General features: G+C 66.5%; 18 protein-coding genes. 13 read left to right on the top strand and 5 right to left on the bottom strand.

Features of this window, described 5'->3' with window-relative positions:
• The first annotated feature begins 170 nt into the window (after window positions 1–170).
• A complete protein-coding gene (bfr, locus tag ACE3TJ_RS14425; protein WP_374597314.1) occupies window positions 171–650 on the top strand; it encodes a bacterioferritin in 480 nt (159 codons plus the stop codon).
• Between the two features lie 5 nt (window positions 651–655).
• On the opposite strand, the gene wecB is transcribed toward bfr, so the two are convergent.
• The gene (wecB, locus tag ACE3TJ_RS14430; protein ID WP_374597316.1) at window positions 656–1,756 is read right to left on the bottom strand and encodes a non-hydrolyzing UDP-N-acetylglucosamine 2-epimerase; all 1,101 of its coding nucleotides are present in this window, start codon (window positions 1,754–1,756) and stop codon (window positions 656–658) included.
• Between the two features lie 51 nt (window positions 1,757–1,807).
• On the opposite strand from wecB, the gene cmk reads away from it, so the two are divergent.
• The 10 genes from cmk to ACE3TJ_RS14480 all read left to right on the top strand — a co-directional run bounded on the left by cmk (window position 1,808) and on the right by ACE3TJ_RS14480 (window position 10,949).
• Window positions 1,808–2,467, top strand: coding sequence for a (d)CMP kinase (gene cmk, locus ACE3TJ_RS14435; RefSeq protein ID WP_374597318.1), 660 nt, complete (start codon window positions 1,808–1,810; stop codon window positions 2,465–2,467).
• Between the two features lie 204 nt (window positions 2,468–2,671).
• On the top strand, window positions 2,672–4,393 hold the full coding sequence (gene rpsA / locus ACE3TJ_RS14440; RefSeq protein WP_374597320.1) for a 30S ribosomal protein S1: 1,722 nt from the start codon (window positions 2,672–2,674) through the stop codon (window positions 4,391–4,393).
• Between the two features lie 191 nt (window positions 4,394–4,584).
• Complete coding sequence (locus ACE3TJ_RS14445) at window positions 4,585–4,863, top strand: integration host factor subunit beta (protein WP_374597322.1); 279 nt, start codon at window positions 4,585–4,587, stop codon at window positions 4,861–4,863.
• A 220-nt stretch (window positions 4,864–5,083) separates the two neighbouring features.
• Window positions 5,084–5,398, top strand: coding sequence for a hypothetical protein (locus ACE3TJ_RS14450; protein ID WP_374597324.1), 315 nt, complete (start codon window positions 5,084–5,086; stop codon window positions 5,396–5,398).
• Window positions 5,395–6,072: an orotidine-5'-phosphate decarboxylase gene (gene pyrF / locus ACE3TJ_RS14455; RefSeq protein WP_374597326.1), complete on the top strand. Its 678-nt coding sequence runs from the start codon at window positions 5,395–5,397 to the stop codon at window positions 6,070–6,072. The genes ACE3TJ_RS14450 and pyrF overlap by 4 nt, the downstream gene beginning before the upstream one ends.
• Window positions 6,073–6,075: 3 nt before the next feature.
• Entirely contained in the window at window positions 6,076–6,726 is a 651-nt protein-coding gene (locus ACE3TJ_RS14460; protein WP_374597328.1) for a phosphoribosylanthranilate isomerase, read from the top strand.
• On the top strand, window positions 6,723–7,931 hold the full coding sequence (trpB, locus tag ACE3TJ_RS14465; protein WP_374597330.1) for a tryptophan synthase subunit beta: 1,209 nt from the start codon (window positions 6,723–6,725) through the stop codon (window positions 7,929–7,931). The genes ACE3TJ_RS14460 and trpB overlap by 4 nt, the downstream gene beginning before the upstream one ends.
• Window positions 7,928–8,743 (top strand): tryptophan synthase subunit alpha, encoded by an 816-nt coding sequence (gene trpA / locus ACE3TJ_RS14470; protein ID WP_374597332.1) that lies wholly within the window; start codon window positions 7,928–7,930, stop codon window positions 8,741–8,743. Before trpB ends, trpA begins: the two co-directional genes overlap by 4 nt.
• Window positions 8,740–9,597 carry an acetyl-CoA carboxylase, carboxyltransferase subunit beta gene (gene accD / locus ACE3TJ_RS14475; protein ID WP_374597334.1) on the top strand — a complete coding sequence of 286 codons (858 nt, stop codon included), beginning with the start codon at window positions 8,740–8,742 and terminating at the stop codon, window positions 9,595–9,597. The genes trpA and accD overlap by 4 nt, the downstream gene beginning before the upstream one ends.
• 20 nt (window positions 9,598–9,617) lie before the next feature.
• Window positions 9,618–10,949 carry a folylpolyglutamate synthase/dihydrofolate synthase family protein gene (locus tag ACE3TJ_RS14480; protein ID WP_374597336.1) on the top strand — a complete coding sequence of 444 codons (1,332 nt, stop codon included), beginning with the start codon at window positions 9,618–9,620 and terminating at the stop codon, window positions 10,947–10,949.
• Here ACE3TJ_RS14480 and ACE3TJ_RS14485 read toward each other — a convergent pair.
• Window positions 10,927–12,423 (bottom strand): hypothetical protein, encoded by a 1,497-nt coding sequence (locus ACE3TJ_RS14485; protein ID WP_374597338.1) that lies wholly within the window; start codon window positions 12,421–12,423, stop codon window positions 10,927–10,929. The genes ACE3TJ_RS14480 and ACE3TJ_RS14485 overlap by 23 nt on opposite strands.
• Window positions 12,424–12,502: 79 nt before the next feature.
• Window positions 12,503–13,840, bottom strand: a complete 1,338-nt coding sequence (locus ACE3TJ_RS14490) for an MFS transporter (RefSeq protein WP_374597340.1) — start codon at window positions 13,838–13,840, stop codon at window positions 12,503–12,505.
• A 112-nt stretch (window positions 13,841–13,952) separates the two neighbouring features.
• Here ACE3TJ_RS14490 and ACE3TJ_RS14495 point away from each other — a divergent pair, with 112 nt between their 5' ends.
• Window positions 13,953–15,104: an aromatic ring-hydroxylating dioxygenase subunit alpha gene (locus tag ACE3TJ_RS14495; RefSeq protein ID WP_374597342.1), complete on the top strand. Its 1,152-nt coding sequence runs from the start codon at window positions 13,953–13,955 to the stop codon at window positions 15,102–15,104.
• Here the strand turns inward: ACE3TJ_RS14495 and ACE3TJ_RS14500 are convergent.
• Entirely contained in the window at window positions 15,094–16,377 is a 1,284-nt protein-coding gene (locus ACE3TJ_RS14500; RefSeq protein ID WP_374597344.1) for a dicarboxylate/amino acid:cation symporter, read from the bottom strand. The two genes, ACE3TJ_RS14495 and ACE3TJ_RS14500, sit on opposite strands and share 11 nt — an antisense overlap.
• Window positions 16,378–16,476: 99 nt before the next feature.
• Window positions 16,477–17,982, bottom strand: coding sequence for a YifB family Mg chelatase-like AAA ATPase (locus ACE3TJ_RS14505; protein ID WP_374597346.1), 1,506 nt, complete (start codon window positions 17,980–17,982; stop codon window positions 16,477–16,479).
• 162 nt (window positions 17,983–18,144) lie between these two features.
• Between ACE3TJ_RS14505 and ACE3TJ_RS14510 the strand changes: the two genes are divergently transcribed.
• Window positions 18,145–18,435, top strand: a complete 291-nt coding sequence (locus tag ACE3TJ_RS14510) for a hypothetical protein (RefSeq protein WP_374597348.1) — start codon at window positions 18,145–18,147, stop codon at window positions 18,433–18,435.
• Window positions 18,436–18,482 lie beyond the last annotated feature (47 nt).

Below are 18,482 nucleotides of genomic sequence, written 5' to 3' on the forward strand. Positions count from 1 at the left end.
GTGCCTTTCTCATGCGCGGCGTTTGCTGAAGGGCGGCCGCGCAGCCTGAGCAGGGGGGGCTGTCGCGGCGGCTGCTAGTGCTTCGCATCATCGCAACCCATTGTTGACGTTGAATTTTCTGGGGCGCATCATAGCTCCTTGTTCCCCCGTCCAAGACAAGGAGACGCGCCATGAAGGGTGACAAGGACGTCATCAAGCATCTGAATGCGGCGCTCAAGAATGAGCTGACGGCGATCAACCAGTATTTCCTGCACTATCGGATGCTGGACAACTGGGGCGTCACGCGCCTCGCAAAGTACGAGTATGGCGAATCCATCGACGAGATGAAGCACGCCGACAAGCTCGCCCAGCGCATTCTGTTCCTCGACGGCCTGCCCAATTTCCAACTGCTCGGGCGGCTGCGCATCGGGGAGTCGGTGGAAGAGGTGCTGAAAGCCGATCTGGAGCTTGAGCGCGAGGCGATCCCGCCGCTGCGCGATGCCATCCAGCACTGCGAGAAGGTGCGCGACTATATCAGCCGCGAGATTCTGGAAGACATCCTCGAAAGCGAGGAGGAGCATGTCGACTTCCTCGAAACGCAGCTTTCGCTGATCGAATCGATGGGTATCCAGAATTATATTCAGCTGCAGACCAAGCCTGCAGAGGATTGAGGCGCTCAGGTCGCTGGTGCGGAGTGCAGTTCGTCATAAAGCCGCCGGGCGATCCGCTCGGCGGCTTTTCCGTCTCCGATACGAGTGGAGGGTTTGGCCATGCTGCGGTAGGCCAGATCATCATCAAGCAGTCGCGTTGCCGCCGCCAGGATGCCGCTCTTTGCAGTGTCCACGATCATCGCGGTGCCGGCCTCAAGCACTTCCGGGCGTTCCGTGAGCGCGCGCACCACAAGGGTCGGAATGCCGAGCGCGGAGGCTTCCTCCTGGATACCGCCCGAATCGGTGATGATGAGGTGCGCCGCGGCGAGTGCGGCGACGAAGGCGGGGTAGGGCATCGGCGGCACCAGCCGCACGTTCGGCGCGGTCTCCAGGGGCGCATACATGTCGGGCGGGCAGCCGGGGTGACGGGGCAGCAACACCTCGACATCGCCGCGTGCTGCGATTTCGGCAAGTGCGTCGATGATCTCGGGAAACGCGGTCTCACGGTTTTCCCGCCGATGCAGCGTGGCGAGCACGAGGCGCCGCTTGCTTCGCGGTGCGGCGGGTACGGTTCGCAGCGTTCGGTGAAGCGCATCGACAACCGTGTTGCCCGTCACTTCGATCGCCTGGCGCGGCACACCTTCGGCGCGAAGGTTCGCCTCTGCACCTGGCGTGGGTGCGAAATGCAGCGTCGCCAGCCGCGCGATCAGCGTGCGGTTCAGCTCTTCAGGGTAAGGCTGGGTGAGATCGAAGCTGCGCAATCCGGCTTCGACATGCGCGACCGGGATGCCCAATTGCCGGGCCGCGATGGCGCCTGCCAGGGCGGAGGTCGTGTCGCCCTGCACGATCACCCACGCGGGTTGCTTGCTGGCCAGCCGCAAGGTGAGGGCATCCACTGCGCGCCGCGTCAGTTCGGCAAGCGATTGTCCGGGTCGCATCAGATCGAGGTTCACATCGGCCTCGATGCCGAAGGGTGCGAGCGCCTCGGTCGCCATTTCGGGATGCTGTCCAGTCAGGCACACGCGAACAGGCAGGTGCAGCGCGCGCAGTGCGAGTACGACGGGGGCGAGCTTGATCGCCTCCGGCCGCGTGCCGATGACGATCTTCATCGCACCTACCGATACCATGCGCCCCCCCTTCGCACTTCACATCGATACGCCTGCGTCTATAGGAGCGGCATGAACGTGCCGAATGCAAATCGTTTCGCTGTCGTTATAGCCGTGGACGGTCCCGCCGCCTCGGGGAAGGGCACGATCGCGCGGGCGCTCGCCGCGCATTTCGGTCTGCCGCACATGGATACCGGGAGCCTCTACCGTGCCGTGGGCCTCGCCGTGCTGCGCGCGGGGGGCGATCCCGCCGACGCTGCGCTCGCTGCCAAGTGCGCGCGAACGCTCGACGTGGCCGTGCTCGATGATCCGGCGCTGCGGGAACCTTCGACGGCGCGGGCGGCTTCGGTCGTCTCTGCGCATCCGGAGGTGCGGGCGGCACTTCTCGAATGTCAGCAGGCCTTCGCGCGCCAGCCCGGTGGCGCAGTGCTCGACGGGCGGGACATCGGCACGGTGATCGCGCCCGATGCCGACATCAAGATCTTCGTGACCGCGAGCCTCGACGTGCGTGCGAAACGCCGGCAGGCGGAGACGCCGGAGCGCGACTATGCCGTCGTGCGCGCCAATCTTGCCGAACGCGATGCGCGGGACGCGGGGCGCGATGCAGCGCCGCTCCGGCGGGCGGATGACTCGATCCTGCTCGACACGTCCGGGATGGACCGGGAGACGGCGATCGCGCGCGCGATCGCGCTTGCCGAGGCGCGACTTGCGGAAAAGGCGGCTTTGCGATAGAGCGGCGCCGCTTTTCGTGGTGGCAGCCTTCAGGATGCCGCCCGTTTTCCGCGTTTCATGAACTTGGAAAAGAAGGGCCAAACGCAAGGTTTTGCAGCGCAGGCTTTTGCAGGAGAGCGGACGGGCATGGGGCCCGGACGTGTTTCCAGACCGCCGGAAACAACCGGTCGGCCAGTAAACAGACATGAAGGATAACTGATACCTATGGCAACCAACCCCACGCCGAGCCGCGACGATTTCGCGGCGCTCCTCGAAGCGAGCCTCGGCGGCAGCGAATCATTCGAAGGCCGGGTCGTCACCGGCACCGTCACCGGAATTGAAAACGACATGGCCGTCATCGACGTCGGCCTGAAGTCGGAAGGCCGCGTGCCGCTGCGCGAGTTCGCAGCGCCGGGCGAGAAGCCCGAGATCAAGATCGGCGATCAGGTCGAAGTGTATGTCGATCGTGTCGAGAACGCCTATGGCGAGGCCATGCTGTCGCGCGACCGCGCGCGCCGTGAAGCCGCCTGGGACAAGCTCGAATCCGAATTCCAGGAAAACGCCCGCGTCGATGGCGTCATCTTCGGCCGCGTGAAGGGCGGCTTCACCGTCGATCTCGGCGGCGCGGTGGCGTTCCTCCCCGGCAGCCAGGTCGATATCCGCCCCGTGCGCGACGTCACCCCGCTGATGGGCATGCCGCAGCCGTTCCAGGTGCTGAAGATGGACCGCAAGCGCGGCAACATCGTCGTCTCGCGCCGCGCCGTGCTCGAGGAAACCCGCGCCGAGCAGCGTTCGGGCCTTATCCAGACGCTCACCGAAGGCCAGACGGTCGACGGCGTCGTCAAGAACATCACCGACTACGGTGCGTTCGTGGACCTCGGCGGTATCGACGGCCTGCTCCATGTCACCGACATGAGCTACAAGCGCGTCGGTCACCCGTCGGAAGTGCTCGGCATCGGCGACACCGTGAAGGTGCAGATCGTCCGCATCAACCGCGACACGCAGCGCATCTCGCTCGGCATGAAGCAGCTTGAGTCGGATCCGTGGGAAGGCGCCGCCGCCAAGTATTCGGTCGGCCAGAAGGCCACCGGCCGCGTCACCAACATCACCGACTACGGCGCCTTCGTGGAGCTGGAAGCGGGCGTCGAAGGTCTCGTCCACGTCTCCGAAATGTCGTGGGTCAAGAAGAACGTCCACCCGGGCAAGATCGTTTCGACGAGTCAGGAAGTCGACGTCGTGGTGCTCGAGGTCGATGAGGACAAGCGCCGCATCAGCCTTGGCCTCAAGCAGGCGCAGCAGAACCCGTGGGAGGCGTTCGCGTCTCAGCACCCGGCCGGCAGCGTCGTTGAGGGCGAAGTCAAGAACACCACCGAGTTCGGCCTGTTCATCGGCCTCGACGGCGACGTCGATGGCATGGTCCACATGTCCGACATCGCGTGGGGCGTGAGCGGCGAGGACGCGCTGGAACTGCACCACAAGGGCGAGACGGTGAAGGCCGTCGTGCTCGACGTGGACGTGGAGAAGGAGCGCATCTCGCTCGGCATGAAGCAGCTTGATTCCGCGTCGGGCGGCGGCGGCGGCGGTGCCACCGTCTCCAGCGGCGGCGGCGTCAACAAGGGTGAGACCGTCACCTGCACCGTGGCGGCGATCACCGACGGCGGCATCGAGGTCACGCTCGGCGACAGCGGTTCGACCGGCTTCATCCGTCGCGGCGATCTCAGCCGCGACCGCGACGAGCAGCGTCCGGAGCGCTTCCAGGTCGGCCAGAAGGTCGATGCGCAGGTGATCGGCTTCGATCGTTCGAAGAAGCCGAACCTCTCCATCAAGGCACTGCAGATCTCCGAGGAGAAGGAAGCCGTGAAGCAGTACGGCTCGTCCGATTCGGGCGCGAGCCTCGGCGACATCCTCGGTGAGGCGCTGAACAAGGCCAAGGACGCGAAGAAGTAAGCCAACGCGCCTTTGTGAGCCGTTTGCGGCCCGTCAGTTCCGTTACTGACGGGCCGCTTGCTTTTTGTTAACCTGCTCAAGCTGTTGTATGATTTGCGCGGACCGAGTCGGGGGATAATGGACCCGGTCCGTGCTGGGTGGCCCGCAACGTGGTTGGAACAATAATTGGGGCTCGAGAAACGGGGTGAGAGATGATTCGATCTGAACTCGTCGCAGCAGTCACGGAAATGAACCCGCATTTGTCGCAGCGGGATGTCGAACGGGTCGTATCGACCATTTTCGATTCGATCACGGAGGCGCTCGCCGAAGGCCGCCGCGTTGAACTGCGCGGTTTTGGTGCCTTTTCGACGCGCGGCCGCGATCCGCGGACGGGGCGCAATCCCCGCACCGGCGAGAAAGTGTCTGTGGACGCGAAGCGCGTGCCGTATTTCAAGGCCGGCAAGGAACTGCGCGAGCGGCTCAACAAATAGGGTGTGTGGCTATTCAGCCCATGCCGGGCTGCAAACGGCGGCTTTCTGCGCTTCCGGTGCTCACGTACCTTTAGTACGCTGCGCGCCGGTTCTCGAAATCCACCGTTTTCGCCTCGCCCTGAATTGAATCCCCACACACCCTAAATCGTCTTTTGGGCTGATGGCGCTTTGTACGCCATCGGTGCTGGCATCGCGCGCAGCTGTTCGTTAAGCAGAGGTCATGCGCATCGTTACGCTGACCTTCTACTTCCTGTTTGGCGCGCTGCTGGCATGGTTTGCCGCGCGAAACTGGGATTTCGTCACGCTGAAGCTGTGGGGCGATTACGAGCTGGCGATCCGGCTCCCCGTTCTGCTGCTCCTCATGTTCCTCGCTGGCGCGCTGCCGCTCGCGATCCTGCGCTACACCAGCCGCTGGCACTGGTCGCGGCGGGTGAAGAAGCTCGAACGCGCGCTTGAGGACAAGGCGCCGGTGCCGTCGCCCGCGCCGCCGCCCGTCATGGATCCGGCCTCGCCGCCGCCTCTCGCCCCGCTATGAGCAATCCTGTCTTCTGTGCGGTCGATACGGCCGACAAGGACCACGCGCGGGCGCTTGCCGCGCGTGTCGCGGGGCGTGTCGGCGGCATCAAGCTCGGCCTTGAGTTCTTCATGGCGAACGGCCGCGAGGGTGTGGCTGCCGTCGCGGGGGAGGGCGGGGTGCCTGTCTTCCTCGATCTCAAGCTTCATGACATTCCGAATACCGTGGCCGGCGCCGTCCGTTCGCTCGCCTCGTGCCCGTACGATATCCTCACTGTCCACGCGGGCGGCGGCAGCGCCATGATGCGCGCGGCGAAAGCGGCGGCGCGTCCCGGCGCGAAGGTCGTGGGCGTCACGGTGCTGACCAGCATGGACGAGGAGGACCTTGCCGCCACCGGCGTGATCGGCACCACCGCCGATCAGGTCCGCAGGCTGGCGGTGCTGGCGCGGGGCGCGGGGCTCGACGGCATCGTGTGCTCGGCGCACGAAGTCGCCGCGATGCGCACGCAGTGGCCCGATGGCTTCTTCGTCGTGCCCGGCATCCGCCCGGCGGGCAGCGCCGTGGGCGATCAGAAGCGCGTGATGACGCCGCGCCAGGCGATGGACGCGGGCGCGAGCATTCTCGTCATCGGGCGGCCGATCACCGGCGCCGATGATCCCGGCGCGGCGGCGGACGCAATCCTCCAGAGCCTCTGAGCCGTGACGCGCATCAAGATCTGCGGCGTGCGGGACCGCACCGCGATCGATGCCGCAGCAGCAGGGCGCGCGGACTACGTGGGCTTCGTGTTCTTTGCGAAAAGTCCGCGCAATCTTTCGCTCGATGAGGCCGGCGGGCTTGCCGGCACGGTGCCGTCCGGCATCCGCCGCATCGGCCTGTTCGTGAATGCCGACGACGAGGCGATCGGCGGGGCCGTGCGCGCTGCGCGGCTCGATGGCGTGCAGCTTCACGGAGACGAGGGGCCGGATCGCGTGGCGGCGGTGAAGGCGCGCTTCGACGTCGAAGTGTGGAAGGCCATATCGGTTGCGACCCGCGCCGATCTTGCAGCGGCGCGGCGCTATGCGGGCGTTGCCGACCGTATCCTGTTCGACGCGAAGACGCCCACCGGCGCGGCACTTCCCGGCGGCATGGGCGTGCGCTTCGACTGGCGGCTGCTTGCCGGGGGCAACGGAGGCTTCGACCCCGGTGCGGCGTGGGGCCTTGCGGGCGGACTTGACGCCTCGACAGTCGGCGAGGCGCTCGCTACGACGCAGGCGCCGCTCGTCGACGTCTCGTCGGGAGTGGAGGATGCGCCGGGCGTGAAATCCCCGGCGAAGATCAGGGCGTTTTGCGAGGCGGTGCGCGCACGATGACGGTTCAGAACAGCCTGAGGCAGCAGCCCGACGAGCGCGGCCATTTCGGCGCGTTTGGCGGGCGTTATGTCGCGGAGACGCTGATGCCGCTGATCCTCGATCTCGAACGCGAATACCGCGCGGCGCAGACCGACCCGGCCTTCCGCGACGAGTTCGAATACCTGCTGAAGCACTATGTCGGCCGGCCGAGCCCGCTGTGGTTTGCCGAGCGTCTGACGACAGCGCTGGGCGGCGCGAAGATTTACCTGAAGCGCGAGGACCTCAATCACACCGGCGCGCACAAGATCAACAACTGCATCGGCCAGATTTTGCTCGCCAAGCGTATGGGCAAGACAAAGATCATCGCGGAGACGGGCGCGGGCCAGCACGGCGTCGCGACCGCGACCGTGGCGGCGCTGTTCGGCCTGCCCTGCACAATCTTCATGGGTGCGGTGGACGTTGCGCGCCAGCAGCCGAACGTGTTTCGCATGAAGCTGCTCGGCGCCGAGGTGGTCGCGGTGGAATCGGGCGCGAAGACGCTGAAGGACGCGATGAACGAGGCGCTGCGCCACTGGGTCGCGAACGTTCACGACACCTTCTACATCATCGGCACGGTCGCGGGCCCGCACCCCTATCCCGAGCTTGTGCGCGATTTCCAGTCGGTGATCGGAACCGAGGCGCGCGCCCAGATCCTCGAGGCTGAAGGCCGCCTGCCGGACATGCTGATCGCGCCCGTCGGCGGCGGCTCCAACGCCATCGGCCTGTTCCACCCGTTCCTGGATGATGCAGACGTGGAGATCGTCGGCGTCGAGGCGGCTGGCGAGGGGCTGGACGGCAAGCACGCCGCGAGCCTCGCGGGCGGTTCGCCCGGCGTCCTCCACGGCAACAAAACCTACCTGCTGCAGGACGAGGACGGCCAGATCACCGAGGCGCACTCGATCTCAGCGGGGCTCGATTATCCCGGTATCGGGCCGGAGCACGCGTGGCTCCATGAGATCGGCCGGGTTCGCTATGTGCCCGTGACGGACGACGAGGCGCTCGCGAGCTTCCAGCGCCTCTGCAAGCTGGAAGGCATCATCCCCGCGCTCGAATCCGCGCACGCCATCGCGGCTGCGGAACGCATCGCGCCGACGCTGGGCAGGGACAAGCTGATCATCGTCAACCTCTCCGGGCGCGGCGACAAGGACATCTTCACCGTGGCCGAAGCGCTGGGGGTGAAGCTGTGAGTGGGCGTCTCTCCGCCACCTTCGCCCGCACCGGTTCCGAGGGCCGCGCGGCGCTCGTTACCTTCGTGACGGGTGGCGATCCGTCGCCCGCCGATACCGGCGCCGTCCTCGATGCGCTCGTCGCGGGCGGGGCGGACGTGATCGAGCTCGGAATGCCGTTCACCGATCCGATGGCGGACGGCCCCGCCATTCAGCGTGCGAACCTGCGGGCGCTTGGGGCGGGAACGACGACGGCCGACATTCTCGGCATTGCGAAGGCGTTCCGCGCGCGTCACCCGCAGGTGCCGCTCGTGCTGATGGGGTATGCGAACCCGATGCTTCGGCGCGGGACGGACTGGTTCGCCGCTGCCGCTAAAGATGCGGGTGTCGATGGCGTGATCGCGGTCGATCTGCCGCCTGAAGAAGATGCGGAGCTTGGGCCTGCGCTTAGTGCCGCGGGGCTGCACTTCATCCGCCTCGCGACGCCCACCACGGATGCCGCGCGGCTTCCCGCGGTATTGGATGGCGCGTCCGGCTTCCTCTATTATGTCTCGGTCGCTGGCATCACCGGGTTGCAGCAGGCGGCGCAGGGCAGCATCGAAGACGCTGTCGCGCGGCTGAAGGCGGCGACCGACCTGCCCGTCGCGGTCGGCTTCGGGGTTCGCACGCCCGAACAGGCCGCCGCGATCGGGCGCGTTGCGGACGGGGTTGTCGTCGGCTCGGCGATCGTCGATATCGTCGCCGCGCACGGCGCCGCGGCCGCGCCGCATGTGAAGGACTATGTGACCGGGCTCGCCGCCGCGCTCGCCACCGCAAGGGAGAAGGCCGCATGAGCTGGCTCGAACGCATCCGCCCCGCGCTCAGTTTCCTCACCAAGAAGGAAACGCCGGACAACCTCTGGACAAAGTGCCGGGGCTGCGGCCAGATGAACTTCCACCGCGAACTGGTGGACAACATGAACGTCTGCCCGCGCTGCGAATTCCACGAGCGCATCGGCCCGAAGGAACGCTTCCAGCAGGTCTTCGACGGCGGCAAGTACGAGCGGCTGGCGATCCCGTCGGTGACGGAAGATCCGCTGAAGTTCCGCGACCAGAAGAAATACACTGACCGCATCAAGGCCGCGCGCGGCGCGACCGGTGAGCCCGAGGCGTTCGCCGTGGCGGAAGGCCAGATCGAGGGCATCTCCGCGGTCGTCGGCGTGCAGAACTTCGCCTACATGGGCGGATCGATGGGCATGGGTGTCGGCGAGGCGTTCATCGCCGGGGCAGAAGCCGCGCTCGACAGCCGCGTGCCGTACGTTGTTTTCACTGCGGCGGGCGGCGCGCGTATGCAAGAAGGGCTTCTCAGCCTGATGCAGATGCCGCGCGCGACCGTGCTCACATCGCTGCTGCGCGAGGCCGGGCTGCCGTACATCGTCGTCATCACCGATCCGACGACGGGCGGCGTCACCGCGTCCTACGCGATGCTCGGAGACGTGCACATTGCCGAGCCGGGCGCGCTCATCGGCTTTGCCGGACAGCGTGTCATCGAGCAGACGATCCGCGAGAAACTGCCCGAAGGCTTTCAGCGCGCCGAATATCTGCACGAGCACGGCATGGTCGATATGGTGGTGCACCGGAAGCGGCTGAAGGCGCAGCTTGGCAGCCTGCTCGGCGTGCTCACCCACGCGTCCGCGAAAGCCGCCTGATCGATGCCAGCACCGCGCTGATGGCCACCGAGGGGGCCCGATCAGACAATCCCGCGCTCGACGCTCTGCTCGTCGAGGCGAAGGCGCTGCACCCCAATTTGATCGACCTGACGCTCGGCCGCCTCGAACGGCTGCTCGGCAAGCTCGGCAATCCGCACCACCACCTGCCGCCGGTGTTTCACGTCTCCGGCACCAACGGCAAGGGCTCGACGGCCGCCTTTCTGCGTGCCTGCCTCGAAGCAGCGGGGCACCGCGTCCACGTTTTCACCTCGCCGCATCTGGTGCGCTTCAACGAGCGTATCCGCCTTGCCGGGCGGCTGATCACCGATTCCGAGCTGATCGAGCTGCTGACCGATGTGATCAGCGTTAACAACGGCGAACAGATCACCTTCTTCGAGCTGACCACGGCGGCGGCGTTCACGGCCTTCTCGCGCACGCCCGCCGACGCCTGCGTCATCGAGGTCGGACTCGGCGGCACGTGGGACGCGACGAACGTGGTGCCCACGGCGGCCGTGTGCGGCATTGCGCAACTGGGCCTCGACCACCAGCAGTTTCTCGGTCACTCCATCCTCGACATCGCGCGCGAGAAGGCGGGCATCGCCAAGAAGGGCGTGCCGCTCGTCACCTCCCGCTATCCACAGACGGTGGCGGCGGCGATCGGCGAGGTGGCGGGGCCGAAGGGCGCGCGCATCATCGCGCGCGGTATCGACTGGGATGTGGGCATCTATCAGGAGCAGCTCCACTACCGCGACAGCAAGGCGAAGCTGACGCTCGGTATGCCGCGCCTGCCGGGCGCCCACCAGATCGACAATGTCGGCCTTGCCGCCGCCATGCTTCGCCACCAGACGGCGCTCGCCGTGCCGGATGCGGCGCTCCGTGCCGGGCCGGGCTGGGCAGAATGGCCCGCGCGGCTGCAGCGGCTGGAGAGCGGCCCGTTCGTGCAGCATTTGCCGCAGGGCAGCGAACTCTGGCTCGACGGCGGCCATAACCCCTCCGCGGCGCGCGTGATCGTCGATGCCTTCCGCGCGCAGGATATCGCGGCGACGCCGTTCCACCTCGTGCTCGGGATGCTCCAGAGCAAGGACGCGGCGGCCTTCCTCAAGGCGTTCGCCGGCCGTGTGACAGCGGTGCACACCGTGCCGATCCCCGAGCACGACTGCGTGCCCCCGGAAACGCTCGCGAAATTTGCGGGCGATGTCGGCCTCACCGCGACCCACGCCGTATCGGTCGACGAAGCCCTCCGCCGCATCGGCCACGCCGCCGACCGCAAGGCGCCGCCCGTGGTGCTGATCGCGGGGTCGCTCTACCTCGCCGGTGACGTGCTGAAGATCAACGGGCCCCTTCCGGGCTGACCTTTGGCGTTTCGGCGGAGGCTTCGTCACCCGCCCGCGCCCGTTGCAGCAGGTCCACGACATAGTCGGACGGGGGGCTGTGCGGGTTCATCATCATTGCGCCGAGAATAGCCTTGGCTTGCTTGAATTCGCCCTTCTCGACCAGCACGGAAGCGAGCGCGATGTTGATGTCTCTGACTTGTGGCGCAAGTGCGCGCGCCTCGGCAAGCGCTTCGACAACGTCGGGACGCTGCGGATCGGCCTGCGCGCGGACATAGTTGTAAAGCGTCTGATAGTGGCGGGGACGCGTTTTGAAGGCGCGTGTGAAATACCGCCTGGCCTTGGCGTGGTTCGCATCCTCTTCAGCGCCGTCCTCAGCGGACCGCATGTAACTGCGTCCCATCAGGTAATTGAGTTCGGCATCGTCAGGCCGGGTCTTCAGCAGCGGTTCGAGTAGCGTTCGCCCGCGCGCGATGTCGCCGAATTCGGCCTCCGCCGCGGCGATCACCTCGGCTGCCCACGGATCGTTCGGGTAACGCAGAGCGCCTTGCCGCAGGCTCGCGAGGAGCGCCTCGTCGTCTCCCGTCCCCACTTTCAGCATGGCATAGGGAAGCAGCAGCGTTTCGGCCGAGGTCGGCAGCACGCGCACGCTCGGGGGAGCATCGGGGGCCTGGCCCGGCTTGATGGTCAGCTTCGTGTAAGTGATCTTCCCTCTCATGTACTTGTTGAGCTGTCGGTTGAACGTTTTCATGTCGACGCCGAAAGCAGGTTCGAAGGCCGCTTCAAGGCCTTCCCCCTCGCTCAAGCGCTTCAAATAGGCGGACAGCTGTTGCGATCGCTGCGGATCGCGGAGCAGGTAGTGCGTCGCGAGCCACGCCTGCGCATAGAACATTGTGGTATCGTCGCGCCTTTTCAGGCTCCAGGCATCGGCCAGCAGCAGTTCACGCGCGTCGATCCAGGTTCCGTAGGCGAGCCACGAACCGCTGTTCGTGTCGGGACGGCCCATCGTCATATCGTCGGTCTTGACGTCGGCGGTGGAGAAATACTCGGCGAAGCCCTCCACGTACCAGGATGGGTACACGTAGGGAAAATGGAACATCATGAAGTGATGGGCATATTCGTGCAGCAGGATATCGAGCGCAGTATCGTCTGCATCGTTGGCGCGAACGGAGAAGGCGGCCGTGCCGCTTGCCCCCGCGTAGTAGACGCCGCCGATATCGTGCGGCAGGTTCGCGAGCGCGCGTAGCTTTGCTCCCGAGCGAACCAGGTAGATGTCGAGCGGTGGCATCTCCCGCTCCATGCCGGCGCCCGTCATCAACCGCAGCAGCCAATCGAAGCGTTCGAGTTGCCGCGCATAGGCGACCAGCGCCTTTTCGGAGCCGTCGCTGTAAACGCGGAAATGCTTTGTTTCCGCGACACGCCATTCGGCTGAAGCGCTTGCCGAAAAACAGAAGGCGATAAGGAGAAGACTGAACGTTCGTGCAAGAAACGACATCGGAATTTCCCCCAACGTCGTACTCTATACTTTTCGTATGTTCGATGTCTCCTGTATTTTCCGGGTGTTCTGCTTTCCGTCAGGGCTGTTCGGGCGCTTTCTCCGTTCCCGCCGTGCCGATCGAGGCGTCGATGAGCCCTGCGCGCATCATCAGCCAGAAGAGGAGGATGCCGGGGACCGCGATCGCGGTGGTGAAGAGGTAGTAGTTCACATAGCCGAAGCTCTCGATGAGCGCGCCTGCCGTCGTGCCGGTCATGACGCGGCCGACGATGCTGGCGAAGGCGGAGATGAGCGCATATTGCGCCGCCGTGAAGCGGAGGTCCGTGAGCGCGGAGAAATAGGCGACGACGCAGACGCCACCGATGCCGCTCGCGAAACTCTCGAAACCGATGGCGAGCGCCATGCCGGTGTTCGAATGCCCGGCCCCGGCGAGCAGCGCGAAGCTGAAATTGGAGACCGCCATCAGGATCAGGCTGAAGAGCACGGAGCGTTTGAGGCCGAGCTTCGCGTAAAGCACGCCGCCTACGAAGATGCCCGCGAGCAGCGCCCAGAAGCCGACGCCGACGTCGTAGATCGCGATTTCGGTGTTCGAATAGCCGAGATCCTCGAACAGCAGGCGCAGCGTGAGGTTGGCGAGCGTGTCGCCGATCTTGTGGACGAGGATGAAGAGCAGCACCAGCCACGCGCCGCTGCGCTTCAGGAACTCCGCAAAGGGGCCGATGATGGCGGTGCCGAGCGACTTCAGCGACTTGCGTGCGGCGACCTCCTTGTGGCGTGCGGGTTCGCCCATGACAAGCGCGGTGAGCGCGGCGGGAAGTGCGAAGACGGCGCACAGCATGTAGGCCGCGTCCCAGCCGAGGTTCCACTGCATGGGATCGGCGGCGACAAGCGCGAGCGCGCCCGCGCCCGCCGCGCCGATGCGCCAGCCGTATTGCGACATGCCCGCGCCGACGCCGAGCTGGCGCGGCTCCAGAAGCTCGATACGGTAGGCGTCGATCACGATATCGAAGGTTGCGCCCGCGACGCCGACGAAGATCGCGGCGAGGGCGACCGCCATGATATCCGCCTCCGGGTCGGTGAGGCCGAGGTTGATGACCGCGGCGATCACCAGCGCCGCCGTGAACACCATCCACGATACGCGCTGGCCGAGCCGCCCGAGCAGCGGCAGGCGCACGCCTTCCACCACCCAGGCCCACAGGAACTTGAAGTTGTAGGCGAGGAACACGAGCGCGAAGGTGGTGACGCTCTTCTTGTCGATCCCGTCCTGCGCCAGACGCGTGGTCAGCGTCGCGCCGATCATCGCGTAGGGAAAGCCCGACGACATGCCGAGGAACAGCGCGGCGAGCGGCTCGGATTCGAAATACGGGCGGACACCTTCGGGAAGACGGTCCCGAACCGATGCGAACGTGCCCGCCATGCCTGCTCCTTCATGCTCAACGCCCGCATGTGTAGGGCAGAAAACGTGCCGCGTGAATCTCCCCCGTTTGCGCTAGGTGCCGGGCAGCCTCCGGCGCGGTAGAATGTGTGGCATGGACGCCCTTTCACCCCCGCGCCGTCCGACCGCCGGCCAGCTTGCGCTGGCGCGGGTGATCGCGGACGGCAAGGCCGCGCACGACGACCACACCGCGACCGTGCCCGCATCCGTCTATATCGACGACGCGCGTTTCCGGTTGGAGCGTGACCGGCTGTTCGGGCGGCTTCCGGTTGCGGTCGCGGTATCGGCGCTGCTGCCGGAGACGAACATGGCGGTGCCGCACGACGGCTTCGGCGTGCCGCTGCTCCTCGCGCGCGACGGCAAGGGTGTGGTGCGCGTGTTCCTGAACGTCTGCCGCCATCGCGGCACGCGTCTGCTGGACGGGGCAGAGGTGCAGAAGGCGCCGCGCATCGTCTGCCCCTATCATGCCTGGGCCTATGGCGCGGACGGGCGGTTGGCGGGCGTGCCGCGCGCCGACACGTTTCCGGGGTTGGACAAGGCGGAGCGGGGTCTTCTCGAACTCCCCTCGCGTGAGGCAGGCGGCATCATCTGGGCGGGGCTTGAGCGGGATCGGGCCTATGATTTTTCGTATGTCGAGGGGGCGCTCGCCGCCGATTTCGACGCGCTCGGGCTTGGCGACATGTATCTCTACAATCGCCGCACGCATGATGTGCCCGCGAACTGGAAGCTCATCATGGACGCGTTCCTTGAAAGCTACCATGTGCAGCGCCTGCACACGAAAACGATCGCGCCTTTCTTCGTGGACGGGATCACGGCGGCCGACCTGATCGGTCCGCACGCGCGTTCGGCGGTGGCCCGCGCCGATTATCTCGCCAAGGTCGATCTTGAAGATTGGGCGGCGCTGCGCCGTGTCGTCACTTATGCCTATCAGCTCGTGCCCGGCACGGTGCTGGTGTTCTCGCCCGACTATGTGAACCTGATGACGCTGATGCCGCAGGCGGCGGGGCGCACGCTCGTTGAGGACTTCATGCTGATCCCCGAGAAGCCCGCGACGGCGAAGGCCGAGGATCACTGGCGTCGGTCATGGGAGCTGCTCGACGGTGGCGTGTTCGGCACCGAGGATTTCGGGGCCGCCGCGCTCGGCCAGCAGGGGCTGGAAAGCGGCGCCGTGTCCGAACTGCTGCTCGGCAGCCTCGAACTCGGCATCCGCCGCTTTCACGAAACAGTGGAAAACCTCATCGCATAGGTTCGGGTGTAAGGAGCGGTGGGTCGGTTTCGCCGCGCGACACCACCACTGCGGCGGCGAGATCGCCGGTGACGTTCAGCGTGGTGCGGCACATATCGAGGAAGCGATCGACGCCGAGGATGAGGCCGATGCCTTCGGGCGGCACGCCGACCATGCCGAGGATGAGCGCGACGACCGGCAGCGAGCCCGCGGGCACGCCCGCCGTGCCGATGCCGCCGAGGATGCACACCAGCATCACCACGAACTGCTGGCCGAGCGACAGCTCGACACCGAAGAACTGCGCGAGGAACAGCACGGTGACGCCTTCGAACAGCGCGGTTCCGTTCTGGTTGGCGGTGGCGCCGATCGTCAGCACGAAGCGCGAGACGCGGCGCGGCAGCATCAGCTTGGTTTCGGCGACGCGGAGTGCCGTGGGCAGCGTGGCGTTTGAGGAGGCCGTGGAGAAGGCCATGACGATGGCTTCCTCCGATCCCTTGAAGAAGCGCGCGGGCGACATGCCGCCGAGGAACTTCACGGCAAGCGAGTAGACGACGATCATGTGGACACCGAGCGCGAGCACGACGACGCCGACGTAAGAGGCGAGGCGGGCGAGCAGATCCCAGCCGAACAGCGCTGCGAGATTGAACATGAAGCAGGCGACGGCATAGGGCGCCATGCGGATGACGAGGTTGATCAGCGTCATCGTCACGTCGAACAGGCCTTCGATCGCGCCCTTCAGGCGCTCCGTGCCCGGCGAGTTCGCGAGCACCATGCCGATGCCGAACATTAGCGCGAAGAACATCACGGCGAGGATGTCGTTGTCCGCGGCGGCGCGGATGACGTTCGAGGGCACGATGTTGAGCACGGCTTCCACGCCGGAGGGCGCCTCGCGGGAGCTTGCGACGATCGCTGACGCATTGTCGCCCGCGTCGGCGAGCAGACGCTGGGCGAGCGCGGGGTCGATGCCGTCGCCGGGGCGCAGTACGTTCACGAAGAAGAGGCCGATCGCCACCGCCACGGCGGAAACGCCGATCGTATAGGCGAGCGTCTTCCAGCCGATGCGGCCGAGCGAGCGGATGTCGCCCATCTCGGCGACGCCGAGCACCAGCGCCGAGAACAGCAGCGGGATCACGAGCATGAAGAGCAGGCGCAGGAAGAGCTGCCCGATCGGGCCGGTCACGTAGGTCGTGACGGTATGGACCCATGCGGCATCCGCGCCGGCCGTGAAATGCACGACAAGGCCCGCGACAAGACCGGCCGCGAACCCGATCAGCATTTTCACATGTAACGGCATCAATGGCTCCCTCTGCCCATGGGGTGGTGACGATAGACGAGCGCTATTGCGATGGAAATGCGTTCAGGCGTCGACGAAAGATAGCCTGGGGATATGGTTTCAGTTCACCGGGGCGCGGCGCCGGTAGCTGAGCGCTTCGGCGATATGGATGCGGGCCACGCTCTCCGCGCCTGCGAGATCGGCGAGCGTGCGGGCGACGCGCAGCACGCGGTGGTAACCGCGTGCTGTGAGGCGCATCGATTCTGCGGCCTGCATCAGAAGCGTGCGGCCGGCGTCGTCGGGTGTCGCGACATCTTCGAGGAGTTTGCCGTCGGCCTCGGCATTGGTGCGGACGCCGTGCGCTTCGTAGCGCGCGGTCTGGAGCGCGCGGGCGGCGGCGACGCGCGCGGCGACTTCGGCCGAGCCTTCCGCGGGGGGCGGTAGCGCGAGATCGCCGGCGGAGACGGGTTCGACCTCGACGTGGAGGTCGATGCGGTCCAGCAGCGGCCCGGAGAGCTTCGCCTGATAGTCGGCGGCGCATCTGGGCGCGCGGGCGCAGGCGAGTGCGGGGTCGCTCAGGTGCCCGCAGCGGCAGGGATTCATCGCGGCGATGAGCTGCACGCGCGCGGGGTAGGTGACGTGAAGCGCGGCGCGCGCGATGCTCACCTCACCCGTCTCCAGCGGCTGGCGCAGCGAATCGAGCACTTGGCGCTGGAATTCCGGCAGCTCGTCGAGGAACAGCACGCCGAGATGCGCGAGGCTCACTTCGCCCGGCCGCGCCTTTGCGCCGCCGCCGACGAGTGCCGCCATCGATGCCGAATGGTGCGGCGCGCGGAAGGGGCGGGTGCGGATCAGTTTGCCGCCGTCGAGCGCGCCCGCGACAGAGGCGACCATCGAGACCTCCAGTGCCTCGCGCGGGGAGAGCGGCGGCAGGATGCCGGGCAACGTGGCGGCGAGGAGCGACTTGCCCGCGCCGGGCGGCCCGGAGAACAGCAGGTTATGGCCCCCGGCCGCCGCCACTTCGAGCACGCGCTTGGCGGTTTCCTGGCCCTTCACGGCGGCGAGGTCTGGCGCGCCGACGGGTTCGTCGGCCACGGTCGCCACGGGCGGGCTGAGAAGCTGCGTACCTTTCAGGTGGTTGAGCAGGCTGAGGAGATCGGGCGCGGCGAGCACGTCGCAGCCCGCCCACGCCGCTTCGCCGCCCTGCGCGGCCGGGCAGATGAGGCCGAGTTCGTTGGACGAGGCGTGGAGTGCGGCGAGCAGCACGCCGGGCACCGGGCTCACGCGCCCGTCGAGCGCGAGTTCGCCGACCGCCGCGTAACCGGCGAGCGCTTCGAGATCTACGACGCCCATCGCGGCGAGCAGGCCGAGCGCGATGGGGAGGTCATAGTGGCTGCCTTCTTTGGGGAGGTCGGCAGGCGAAAGATTGACGGTGATGCGCTGGAAGGGAAGCGCGAGGCCGATGGCGGAAAGCGCCGCGCGCACGCGCTCCTGGCTTTCGGCCACGGCCTTGTCGGGCAGGCCGACGATGGTGAACTTGGCACCCCCGCGCGCGATCTGCACCTGCACATCGATACTGCGCGCTTCAAGCCCGATGAACGCGACTGTCTGCACGCGCGCAACCATGACCAGCATTCCCCCGTTGATGCACCGAAACAATGCATCGAAGGACACCGGTAGAGTGCGCCAACATTGCCGTCAAACCCCTGAGGATACGGCCTCTTTTTTGACACGCCGCCGGTGCATCGTGCGCTGCAGAAACGATTCGCGCGTCTTCAAGGATTCCCGGTGACCACGCCTTCTCCATCCGCACGCAAGCCGCGGCGGCCGCGTTCGCTCGCGCGCCGCGGCGCGGAGATCACGGCGGGCGTGATGCTGATGATCCTGTCGCCGATCATCGGCGGGCCGCTGATTCCGGGGCCGTTCGGCTTCATTGGTTCGGCGATCGGGCTCGCTCTCGTGCTCAGAAACTCGCACGGCGCGCGCAAGCGTTACGTCGGCTTCAAGCGCCGCTATCCGAAAATTGCACACTGGGTGGACATGGGACTTCGCCGCCGCAAACGGCCGCGTCCGGAGTAGGCGCGTCCACGCTTTCCGTTGACTTTGGGCGCGTGCCTGCCTATGCG

This window comes from Sphingosinicella sp. (assembly GCF_041916975.1).
Taxonomy (GTDB): Bacteria; Pseudomonadota; Alphaproteobacteria; order Sphingomonadales; family Sphingomonadaceae; genus Sphingosinicella.